At 60.8% G+C, this 8,441-nt stretch carries 8 protein-coding genes and 1 pseudogene; 5 read left to right on the top strand and 4 right to left on the bottom strand.

Annotated features, from left to right (window positions below; all coding sequences use genetic code 11):
* Positions 1-254: 254 nt before the first annotated feature.
* The 3 genes from RHIBUN_RS36175 to RHIBUN_RS0132505 all read right to left on the bottom strand — a co-directional run bounded on the left by RHIBUN_RS36175 (position 255) and on the right by RHIBUN_RS0132505 (position 4,141).
* Positions 255-1,208 (bottom strand): IS630 family transposase, encoded by a 954-nt coding sequence (locus RHIBUN_RS36175; protein ID WP_025662835.1) that lies wholly within the window; start codon positions 1,206-1,208, stop codon positions 255-257.
* A 78-nt stretch (positions 1,209-1,286) separates the two neighbouring features.
* Positions 1,287-2,501 (bottom strand): MFS transporter, encoded by a 1,215-nt coding sequence (locus RHIBUN_RS0132510; RefSeq protein ID WP_025662834.1) that lies wholly within the window; start codon positions 2,499-2,501, stop codon positions 1,287-1,289.
* 206 nt (positions 2,502-2,707) lie between these two features.
* Complete coding sequence (locus tag RHIBUN_RS0132505) at positions 2,708-4,141, bottom strand: MFS transporter (RefSeq protein WP_025662833.1); 1,434 nt, start codon at positions 4,139-4,141, stop codon at positions 2,708-2,710.
* A gap of 107 nt (positions 4,142-4,248) precedes the next feature.
* Between RHIBUN_RS0132505 and RHIBUN_RS0132500 the strand changes: the two genes are divergently transcribed.
* The 3 genes from RHIBUN_RS0132500 to RHIBUN_RS0132490 all read left to right on the top strand — a co-directional run bounded on the left by RHIBUN_RS0132500 (position 4,249) and on the right by RHIBUN_RS0132490 (position 6,861).
* Positions 4,249-4,869, top strand: coding sequence for a transcriptional regulator (locus RHIBUN_RS0132500; protein WP_018858462.1), 621 nt, complete (start codon positions 4,249-4,251; stop codon positions 4,867-4,869).
* Positions 4,870-4,964: 95 nt separating this feature from the next.
* On the top strand, positions 4,965-5,972 hold the full coding sequence (locus RHIBUN_RS0132495) for an asparaginase (RefSeq protein WP_025662832.1): 1,008 nt from the start codon (positions 4,965-4,967) through the stop codon (positions 5,970-5,972).
* A 139-nt stretch (positions 5,973-6,111) separates the two neighbouring features.
* Positions 6,112-6,861 carry a hypothetical protein gene (locus RHIBUN_RS0132490; protein WP_025662831.1) on the top strand — a complete coding sequence of 250 codons (750 nt, stop codon included), beginning with the start codon at positions 6,112-6,114 and terminating at the stop codon, positions 6,859-6,861.
* Here the strand turns inward: RHIBUN_RS0132490 and RHIBUN_RS0132485 are convergent.
* Entirely contained in the window at positions 6,836-7,591 is a 756-nt protein-coding gene (locus RHIBUN_RS0132485; protein ID WP_025662830.1) for a DeoR/GlpR family DNA-binding transcription regulator, read from the bottom strand. The genes RHIBUN_RS0132490 and RHIBUN_RS0132485 overlap by 26 nt on opposite strands.
* Before the next feature lie 120 nt (positions 7,592-7,711).
* On the opposite strand from RHIBUN_RS0132485, the gene RHIBUN_RS0132480 reads away from it, so the two are divergent.
* Both RHIBUN_RS0132480 and RHIBUN_RS37840 read left to right on the top strand, forming a co-directional pair.
* A complete protein-coding gene (locus RHIBUN_RS0132480; protein ID WP_025662829.1) occupies positions 7,712-8,068 on the top strand; it encodes a hypothetical protein in 357 nt (118 codons plus the stop codon).
* Positions 8,069-8,198: 130 nt separating this feature from the next.
* Positions 8,199-8,441 (top strand): annotated as a pseudogene (locus tag RHIBUN_RS37840) (IS110 family transposase); the annotation flags it as partial.

Genomic DNA, 8,441 nt, shown 5'->3' with positions numbered 1-8,441 from the left:
GCTCGGCCATGAGCCAGCCTGTCTTGCGCTCTACTCCCGACAGCACGCCATCAAGAAAGGCGCCGCTCGATAATCGCAGTTCACGACGACGAAAGATCGGCCCCAGTCGCTCCTTCAATGCATCGAGCTCGCGTTGCCATGCCAAAATCGACCCAGACCAGCTTGCGACGGACATGCAATTCCCTCCAGCTAAACGCCGAGAGTGAATCATGATCTCGCATAAAACGCAACTGTAGTACTAAAGCGTGTCGCAGCTATTCGGCCTCATACCCTGCTGCCCTGAAGAAGTTCAGGCATTCGTCAATGGAGAAAAGACCGACAATCTCGCCTAATGCCTTTGTTATTGCATCGAAGCTTCGTGCCGCACGTTTTCGCAGTAAGGTCTTGAGCTTGGAGAATGCCATCTCGATAGGGTTCAAATCCGGGGAATAGGCTGGCAGGAACAGTAACCATGCGCCTCGTTGCTTGATCAGTTGGGCGGCGCGCTCGCTCTTGTGAAAGCCGACATTGTCAAGGACGACGACATCGCCCTTCGACAAGGTCGGAGCGAGTTGGGTTTCGATCCAGGCTTCGAAGATCAGCCGGTTCATCGGTGCATCGACGATAAACGGCGCGGTCAAGCCGTGGCACCGCAGTCCGGCAATGAAGGTCTGGGTTCTCCATTTGCCGAATGGCGCATGGGTTCGATACCGCTGGCCTTTGGCGCACCATCCGGTGCGCTTGGTCAGCTTGGTATTTGTCGACGTCTCGTCGATAAAAATGAGACGGGCCAATGCTTTGTTGAAGAAGCGCCGCCGTCGCGTGACCCACAGGTCACGGGCGCGGGCGATCTCCGGCCGCAGTTGTTCGCTGGCCGTGAGGCTTTTTTTATTGCTCAGCCCAAGCCGTTGGAGAAATCGACCGATAGTGGCTCGATGGACCATAACACCACGTTCGGTCAGTTCGACACACAACTCGTCCAACGTCACGTCACCATTGCTGGCAACACGCGCGCCAATCCAATCGCTATGCGCCATCAATTTACCGCCGCCTGGTGGATGACCCTGCTTGCCCGGCGCGACCGAGCCCTTCAATCGGTGCAGGATCATCATGTTGTTGACGAACCGCGGCGAGACCCGGAAGTGCCGGGCTGCTTCACGATGACTATTGCCTTCTTCCACAAACGCAACCACTCGCTCACGCAACTCCATTGGATGCGGCTTGCCCATGGTCGTCCCCTTCCATGGCCAAGTGAATCACGATTCACGCCTAAACGGAATCCTGAATCACGTAAGCTGCGACACGCTTTAGGCCGGTCGCGGGACCGGTCGGGGGGCTCTTTCAAGGAACAGCAGTAGGCCAACCGAAGCGAGACCGACCACGGCGGCAAGCAGTGCTGTGCCTGAATATCCTGTGAAGCCGGTCCCGGCGGCGAAGATCGACGCACTGATGCCGTTTGCGATGAACGTGTTGACCGAGACCAGCGAACTGCCGAGTCCCGGGCGATCGGCAATCAGATCCTGCAGGTAGGTGATCGGTATGCTGAGGATGGCTGCAGCACCGCAGGCGTTGACCAGCACGAGGGAATAGATCTGCCAGGGCGCCGAGGCAAAGCTCAGCAATATCAGATACAGACAATAGATGAGCGCTCCGAGCGCAAGCACATGCACGTTGCGGAAGCGCCGCTGCAGCGCGCCCCACATCAGCATGAACGGCATTTCCAGGAAGGCGACGAGGCCGGCCATGAAACCGACATCGACCACCGTGCCGCCTGCGGCATCGGTAATGATCAACGGCGAAACGACACTGTTCAACCGCTGCAAGCCGAGCAGCAGCGCCATGAGGCAGACCCTCACCAGCACATGAGGGGAAAAAATCCTGCCGAGCGACGAGAAGAAGCCGATATTCAGGGAAGGGGAGGCTGCGCCCGCCGGCGCAGGCTTTGCCACGAACAGGTAGAGGCAAAAGCAGGTCAGGCTCGCGAGAGCCGCAATGCCATAGGCCGGTGTCATCGATTGCGAATTGATGAGGTACAGGCCGATCAGGCCAGGCGCCAGCGCCCAGGAGCCCGAGAACAGCGCGCGAACCGTGGACGTGATCGCTGCCGCCTTTCCGCGGTCCATCGTGTTCGTCGTCGCGCGGATACTGGCAAACAGGATCGAATAGGTGGAATTGCTGATGGGGATCAGCACCAATATGCCGAACATGAAGACTGCGGCAGTGCGGAATTCGTAGATCATTCCGAAGCCGAGCATGCCGCACACCGACAGCGCCAGCACCAGCGGGCGCCGATCGCTGAGCCTGTCGGACCAGATGCCGAGCGTCAGGCTGGTAGCGACGTTGACCAGCGCCGCAAGGAAGATCAGCCCGGAATAGCTGCGGTCGGACAGGCCGAGTTCGTTGATGCCGATGATCGATTGATAGGGCATCGTCGAGGCATAGGTGAAGGCGAGCGCAACCAGCGTCAGCGCTGGGACACGGATTTGACGATCGCGGAGGATGGACGAAAAAGCGGATGGCATGGCGTGATTCCCGATGCCACTGATATAAACCAGTAGTGTGCTCTCGAATAACCAGAGTTTGTGATGGCAGGGGTCAAATCACGTGATGGGTGGTCCCATGCCGTGATCGCGGCCGGTCGACAAGAGCCGATCCGCCCAATTGCTGGGATGGAAACGAGCGGTCACATCGGCAGGTCATGCTGCGTCTGTGACCGCTCGCACGTCGCTCACCGGGCCTGCCGTTCGGCGGGCGACGAGAGGGTCAGAGACGTTGCGACCGCGATCAGGCCTGGAAGGGCCATCAGGACGTAGAGCCAGTGGGCAGACGAGACGCTGCCGGCAACCCCGCCAGGGTTCACCAGTCCGGTGCTGTTGACGATCACACCGGCGACGGCGGCGCCGAAGGCGCTGCCGAGGGACTGTACCGTCGAGATCGCAGCCGAGGCCTTGTCCTGTTCGGAGTTATCGACAAGGCTCAGGACCTTGGTCACCAGATGCGCCCAGCCAAGGCCAACACCGAAACCCATCAGGAACATGCCGATGACAGCCGGGCCGAGAATGGCCAGGTTGCCCGATTGGTTATCCGCTGCGAGGAAGATGGTCAGCGAGGCAACCGCAATCATCTCGATCACGCAGCCGGCGGCGATCGCCGCGCTGGCACGCTTTTCGGACAGCGTTGCGCTGAAGAAGGCGGCAAAGGTCCAGCCGAGCGCGACAAGGGCGGTCAGATAGCCTGACACCAGCGGCGTCACGCCATGCAGGGCCTGCAGGAAATAGGGTATGTAGATGTCGCTTGTGAGCACCAGCAGTAGCACGAACATCGTCAGGTAGACACGTGCCACAGGCTTTGCGAGCGTGACCGCGCCTGTCGGGAGGAGACGGTTCCTGCCGCGCCGTTCGACCGATAGCATGGAGACGATCGCGACAATCGATGCTGCAAGCAGCAGTGCTTTGAAGCTTGTCACATCGATCGTTCCGGCAATGCTGACCAGCATCACGGCGGCAAGCAGCAAGGCAATCTGCAGGATCGGGGTCTTGCCATGGGCGCGGTCATCCTCGGCGCGTGGCAGCAGCCAGGGCGCAAGCGACGCCATCAGCACGCAGAGCGGGACGAGCAGCATGAAGGCGTGGCGCCACGCGTTGCCTTCGGAAAACAAGCCGCCGAGGCTGGGTCCGACCAGGGTCGAGACACCCCAGATGGCGGCATAGAGGGTTGATGCCTTCTGCCACAGCGGTTCTGGGTAGGCGAAGCGAATGAAAGCATAGGCAAGCCCGGCAAGAATACCGGCGCCGAATCCCTGTACCGTACGCCCCGCCAGCACAAATGGCATTGCCGGGGCAAGCGCGCAGACCAGGCTGCCGGTGCCGAAGATGAGCGCGCCTGCGACGTAGACACTGCGCAAGCCGATGCCTCGAGGACGCGTCGCGACAAAGATCGACCCCAGGACCGCAGCGGCAACGAAGAGCGTCGTCATCCATGACAGCAGTTCGAGCCCGCCGATGTCGCGCACGATCGACGGCGCGATTGTCGCGGTGATGTAGGTCTCAACCGCGTAGAGGGTGACGCCACCGCCGAGCATGAGTGTCGCGGGCAAAAGCGGCGCGGAAAACAGGTGAAAGACGGATGGCCTGTCTGCGGAAATCTCTTCAATGCCGGTCATGTCTAATGCCTTGTGTGCTTCCCGGGATATGCATTATTTTTGCAAGTTATTATTTGGAAAAAATACACGGCCATGTTATTAAAGCAAGTGCAAGCTTGGAAAAATAGATGAGACAATCCCCGGCCAACCGAATCCTGCTGCTAATCAAAACGGAAGGACCTCAGCTTGCCGCGACACTCGGCTCAAAGCTCGGCATATCGTCGGAAGCCGCCCGTCAGCAATTGACGAAGATGGCGGAGGATGGGCTGGTCGAAGCAGTGAACGAAAGTGCGACCGGCAGGGGGAGACCGAGACAGCTCTGGAACCTGACCACTGCCGGCAACCAGACCTTTCCCGATGGCCATGCGGAACTCACCGCCACGATCCTGAGCACGCTGGTCGCGCAGCTGGGGACGCCGGCCCTGGATGCCGTCATTTCCGCCCGCGAAGCAGATACCCTCAAGCGCTACCGCAAGGAAGTCGACGCTGCCGACACAGGATCGCGTGTGCGGCAGCTCGCCGCCATACGCACTAGCGAAGGATACATGGCCGACAGCTGGGAAGAGGCGGACGGTTCGCTTCTGCTTGTCGAAAACCACTGCCCGATCTGCGCCGCCGCAAGCGTCTGTGCCGGTTTTTGCCGCTCCGAGCTGGAGACCTTTCGCGCCGTCCTCGGCGCCAAGGTCGAGCGCGAGGAACATATCCTGCTCGGCGCCCGCCGTTGCGCCTATCGCGTCACGCCGCTTTGAGCGGCGCCGCGGTACAGGAGTCGACGAAAGGCAATTGCTTTATCGACGCGACTCGCTATGCGTGACGCATCTGCCTACATGATCAGGATCAAGCCATGACCAATCCCGTCACCGTCGAAGTCACCCGAGGCTCGCTCGTTGAAAGCCGCCATCGCGGCGCCGTCGTTGCCGTGGATGGTGATGGAAAGATCGTGTTCTCGATCGGCGACATCGACGCGCCAACCTTCCCGCGTTCTGCCTGCAAGGCGATGCAGGCGCTGCCGCTGATGGAAAGCGGTGCTGCGGACGCCTATGGCTTCGGCGACAAGGAACTGGCGCTGGCCTGCTCCTCGCACAATGGCGAGGACGAGCATCTGGCGCTCGCCGCCGCCATGCTGGCGAAAGCCGGTCGCGATGTCGAAACGCTCGAATGCGGCGCTCATTGGTCCTCGAGCCAGAAGGTGCTGATCCACCAGGCGCGCACGATCGACAAGCCGACGGCATTGCACAACAACTGCTCCGGCAAGCATGCCGGCTTCATCTGCGCTTGCTGCCATCAGGACATCGATCCGAAGGGATATGTCGGCTACGACCATCCGCTGCAGGTCGAAATTCGCGGCGTCATGAAAAGCCTGACGGGTGCGGCGCTCGGCCGTGACAACTGCGGCACGGACGGCTGCTCCATCCCGACCTACGCGGTTCCCTTGCGCGGCCTGGCGCAGGGCTTTGCCAAGATGGCGAGCGGCAATGGCCTCGAGCCGCTCCGCGCCAAGGCTTCCCGCCGGCTGTTCGATGCCTGCATGGCCGAGCCCTTCTATGTGGCCGGAACGGGCCGCGCCTGCACCGCGCTGATGGAGGCCGCACCTGGTCGCATCTTCGCCAAGACGGGGGCCGAGGGTGTCTTCTGCGCGGCGATCCCCGAGCAGGGAGTCGCGATCGCTCTGAAATGCGACGACGGCCATTCGCGTGCCTCCGAGGCAATGGTTGCCGCCGTCCTCAGCCGCTTCTTCGGCAAGGACGATGCGATTCGCGCGCGCCTGGCCGCCATGGCGACCGTCCAGATGCACAATTGGAACGGTATACATGTCGGCGATATTCGCGCGACGGCTGCGCTGACGGCATAAGCCGTTCCGGAACGGGACAGTTGTGCCGCGAAAATAGAAGTTGCTAATGTATGTGAAACTACAGCCCACGAGAACGGATGCGGTTTTTGTGGGCTGAGTTACCCTTTGCCCAGTACATCGAACGCCATGAGGGCAGGATATGTTTGCGGGCCGCTATCTTTGGTGGATGTTGATCGCCATCGCGATCTTCCTCTTCTTCACCATGTGTTTTGACTATGTGACCTGGCTGACGGTCGTCTCGTCCGGCTGCGCGCGGATCGCCGGCTCCTGCGGGCCGATCATCGTCACCATGACCGGTTCCATGAAACCGTCGGGCGTCTACCTCGCGGGGGGCATCATCCTCGTCGTGACGCTTGCCCGCATCCACTATCTGTCGATGAACTGGATCTGGGGCGCTATCGTCGCAATCTGGTTCGTCGCATCGGCGCCGTTTCCTCTGCTCCTCGCCAACGGCTGGACCGGCCAGTTGAAGCCGGAGACCGTGCTGGATGGGCTGCCGGTGGCGTTCCTGTTCTTTGTGATCTTCTGTGCCTATATCGGCTGGTCGTTTGAAGAGAGTGGCGCGCGGCCGCTTGGCGCGTGGCGTGCGCTGCGTACAATCATTTCCGTCACCGCCGTCTATGGCGCGCTATTGGCGCTGTCGGAAGCACCCGCCTTCGCGACCATCCCGGGTCGTGTGCTTGGCGAGATGCGGCTTTCGACGTCAATTGCTGCGCTACAGCCCGGATTGCATGACGTCCTGACCCTCTGGGCCAGCCGCGACACGTTCGCCTATATCGTCTTCGCTGTCTTTGTCGTCGGTCTCGCTGCGAGCCTGTTGCCACAGAACCTCGAGGAACTCAGAGCGCGCTTCGTCCCGCCGTTCATGCTTCGAGGATCTCGGCAGTAAGATTGCGATAGGGCTCTATGGCTGCCGCTGGGATATCAGAGGCGACGATCAGCCCCGATACGCCTGAGATCGGAAGGACCTGGCAGGGAGAGACGTGGTCGAACTTCTCCTCCGTTAGCGGCACGTAGGTTTCGGCCGCGCAGGATGCGATGTGCCGCTTGATGGCCGCCTCCTCGAAGTCGCCGGTCGACAGCCCGTGTACCGGATGCACAGCCGTCACGCCGAGAAAGAACATATCCGGCCGAAGCTGCGAGATCGCGGCCATCGCAACGGCGCCGACCGCGACCATCGAGTGCTTGTAGAGCTTGCCGCCGATCAGGATGACGCTCGCCGTCGGGTGGTGTTCCAGCTCCGCAGCGATCGTCGGACTGTGCGTCGCGACCGAGAACGCAAAGTCGCGCGGCAGTTGCCGGGCAATCTCCGCCGTCGTCGTCCCGCCATCCAGAAAGATCAGCTGCCCGGGTTGCACGAGCGAGACGGCCTTTCGTCCCAACCGCGACTTCGCCTCGGACGAAACACTCTTTCGCGTCGAGAAATCCGGCAGCTCGGGCGCAACAGGCATCGCCCCGCCGTGAACCCGCTTCAGCAAACCTTCCGCCGCCATCTCCCTGAGGTCGCGGCGGATCGTGTCCTCCGAAAGCGAGAAGTCTTCGGCGACACGTTTGGCAATCACCTGGCCGTCTCGCCTGAGAATATCGAGGATCAACGATCTGCGCTGGGTCGTAAGCATGCCTTCATCCCGTATTTGCACGAATTATCGTGAAATTGCACGAAATGAATCGACATTCAAGAAATATCGTGCAGTTATCGGCCATCTCGTGCATGAAGCCGAGGGAAATGGAGCTTGATGATGTTGATCTTGATTGCTGGTCCCTACAGGTCCGGAACCGGGGATGACCCGGAAAAAATGGCTGCCAATCTGCAGCGGCTGGAGCAGCCCTCGCACAGGCTGTTCCAGGCGGGCCATGTACCGATGATTGGGGAATGGGTGGCGCTCCCCGTGTGGAACGCGGCCGGCGGCAAGGCTGTCGGCGATGATCTCTACGAGGAGATCTTCCACCCCGTTGCCTGCCGCCTGCTGCAGCTTTGCGATGGCGTGCTGCGGCTTGAGGGCGAATCGAAAGGCGCCGACAATGATGTTCGCATCGCCCGCGAACGCGGCATCCCGGTCTGGCACCGGATCGAGGATGTCCCCGGCTGCGCTTGAGGCAGCCTGACTTTTAAGAGGCCGGCTCGCCGGCCTCGATCTGTGCGTTTGCGGAGAGCCGCGCTATAAAGTCAGCATCGAAGGGAGGTGACATGAAAGAGGTCGCCTCTGGAGAGAACGGATCACTGAGATGCAGGTGATGATCGAGGGACAGTCACGCTTCCAGCCTTTCGGCTTATCCTGTTGGGGTTCGGAAAATCTCAACAGGGGAGTTGGAAGCATGACTGCCTCCTATGNTTACCATATCGGCGTCGACTACCACAAATCCTATAGCCACCTCGTGGTGCAGGATTCGGCTGGCAAGACGCTGCGCTCCGGCCGGGTAAAGAACGATCGTCAGTCGCTGGGCGGGTTTCTCGAACGCTATCGCGAG

The organism is Rhizobium sp. IBUN, from assembly GCF_000510625.1.
GTDB classification, from domain to species: domain Bacteria; phylum Pseudomonadota; class Alphaproteobacteria; order Rhizobiales; family Rhizobiaceae; genus Rhizobium; species Rhizobium altiplani.
Note: the sequence above shows the minus strand (reverse complement) of the source record. Positions and strands in the feature narration are given on the sequence as shown.

Bases quoted from the DNA above. Each gene is read 5' to 3' on its own strand.
- RHIBUN_RS36175 (WP_025662835.1), bottom strand. From the start codon at position 1,208: ATGGGCAAGCCGCATCCAATGGAGTTGCGTGAGCGAGTGGTTGCGTTT.
- RHIBUN_RS0132510 (WP_025662834.1), bottom strand. From the start codon at position 2,501: ATGCCATCCGCTTTTTCGTCCATCCTCCGCGATCGTCAAATCCGTGTC.
- RHIBUN_RS0132485 (WP_025662830.1), bottom strand. From the start codon at position 7,591: ATGCTTACGACCCAGCGCAGATCGTTGATCCTCGATATTCTCAGGCGA.
- RHIBUN_RS0132480 (WP_025662829.1), top strand. From the start codon at position 7,712: ATGTTGATCTTGATTGCTGGTCCCTACAGGTCCGGAACCGGGGATGAC.
- RHIBUN_RS0132500 (WP_018858462.1), top strand. From the start codon at position 4,249: ATGAGACAATCCCCGGCCAACCGAATCCTGCTGCTAATCAAAACGGAA.
- RHIBUN_RS0132490 (WP_025662831.1), top strand. From the start codon at position 6,112: ATGTTTGCGGGCCGCTATCTTTGGTGGATGTTGATCGCCATCGCGATC.
- RHIBUN_RS0132505 (WP_025662833.1), bottom strand. From the start codon at position 4,141: ATGACCGGCATTGAAGAGATTTCCGCAGACAGGCCATCCGTCTTTCAC.
- RHIBUN_RS0132495 (WP_025662832.1), top strand. From the start codon at position 4,965: ATGACCAATCCCGTCACCGTCGAAGTCACCCGAGGCTCGCTCGTTGAA.